The sequence below is a fragment of the Mesorhizobium sp. genome (genome assembly GCF_004962925.1).
Taxonomy (GTDB): Bacteria; Pseudomonadota; Alphaproteobacteria; order Rhizobiales; family Rhizobiaceae; genus Mesorhizobium.
This window is the reverse complement of the sequence record NZ_SUEO01000335.1, coordinates 2,952-4,422: the sequence shown is the minus strand read 5'-3', so window position 1 is coordinate 4,422 and position 1,471 is coordinate 2,952. Positions and strand designations below refer to the sequence as shown.

1 protein-coding gene is annotated in these 1,471 nt (G+C 65.4%); it reads left to right on the top strand.

Annotated elements, in window-relative coordinates:
* Positions 1-198 precede the first annotated feature (198 nt).
* Positions 199-1,471: malonyl-CoA decarboxylase (locus tag E5W87_RS34275; RefSeq protein ID WP_292408021.1), on the top strand; the 1,273-nt coding region annotated here is incomplete at its 3' end.

Below are 1,471 nucleotides of genomic sequence, written 5' to 3'. Positions count from 1 at the left end.
TCAGGACAGCGGCCGACCGGGCGGCCGGCTAACGCTGACGCTGACGCTGACGGCGCCACGCGCCGTCCCGTTCAGCCGGTCAGGAATTTGTCGACCGCCGCCGGGCGCTTGTGCTCATGACATGCGGTCCCATATTCTCTGTCTCACCCTTATGCCTCTCCGGACCCTCCCGCAGGCGCCTCTTCGACGGTCGGATCGATGAACCGCAGCCCTTTCTTCGCTGATCTGCTGAACACTATCGCCGACCGCGGCCGGATGATGCTGAACCTCGTTCGCGGTGACGAACCGGTCTCGGCCGACAGCCTGGCACGTCTGTGCGCACGTCTGCTTTCCAGCCAGGGCGAGGCATCGGGCGTCGCCTATGCAAGGGAAATACTCGATCGCTGGCGCACTCTCGGCGCCGACGGAAGGTTGGCATTTCTGCATGTGCTGCGCGATCGGTTCGGCACCGATCATGTCAGGCTTGCCGCCGCGGTGGATGCCTATCGCGACGCGCCCGACGATCGCTCGGCACTTGCCCTGCACGACGCCGCCGAACCGGCCAGGCAGGAGCTCCTGCGCCGCCTGAACCTGGCGCCCGGCGGCATCGAGACGCTGGTGCGCATGCGCGAGGATCTGCTTGCCCCGCTGACCACATCGCCTGATCTCGCCATAGTCGATGCCGACTTCACGCACCTCTTGTCGTCATGGTTCAACCGCGGCTTCCTGGTGCTGCGTCGGATCGACTGGTCGACGCCGGCCAACATCCTGGAAAAAATCATCCGCTACGAGGCGGTGCACGCCATCCACACCTGGGACGATCTGCGCCGCCGGATCGAGCCCGAGGACCGGCTCTGCTATGCGTTTTTCCATCCGCAACTCGGCGACGAGCCGCTGATCTTCGTCGAGGTCGCGCTGACCCGGGCGATGCCGACGACGATCGCCGAGCTGCTTGCCGACGAGCGGCCGCTGGTGCAACCACGGCAGGCCACGACGGCGGTGTTCTATTCCATCTCCAACTGCCAGGAAGGCTTGCGCGGCATCTCCTTCGGCAATTTTTTGATCAAGCAGGTGGTTGAGGATCTGCGCCGCGACCTTCCCGGCCTGACCGATTTCGTCACGCTGTCCCCGGTGCCGGGCTTTGCCCGCTGGCTGGCCGAGCAGACCGGTTCCTCCGCCACTGAGGCGCTGGGCCTCGTCGCCGACGAGGGCTGGCATGCGGACGCTGCCGTGCGCGACCGCGTAGGCCAGGCACTGCTTCCTCTTGCGGCACAGTATTTCCTCGAAGCTCGCACCGCCTCCGGCAAGGTGATCGACCTGGTCGCCCGGTTCCATCTCGGCAATGGCGCACGGCTGGAACGCATCGACCTTTTCGGCGACCTGTCGCCCCGAGCCTTGCGTCAGGCGCATGGACTGATGGTCAATTATCGCTACAAGCTCGACGACATCGAGAAGAACCACGAGCTGTTCGCCGCCAGGAACGATGTGGCGG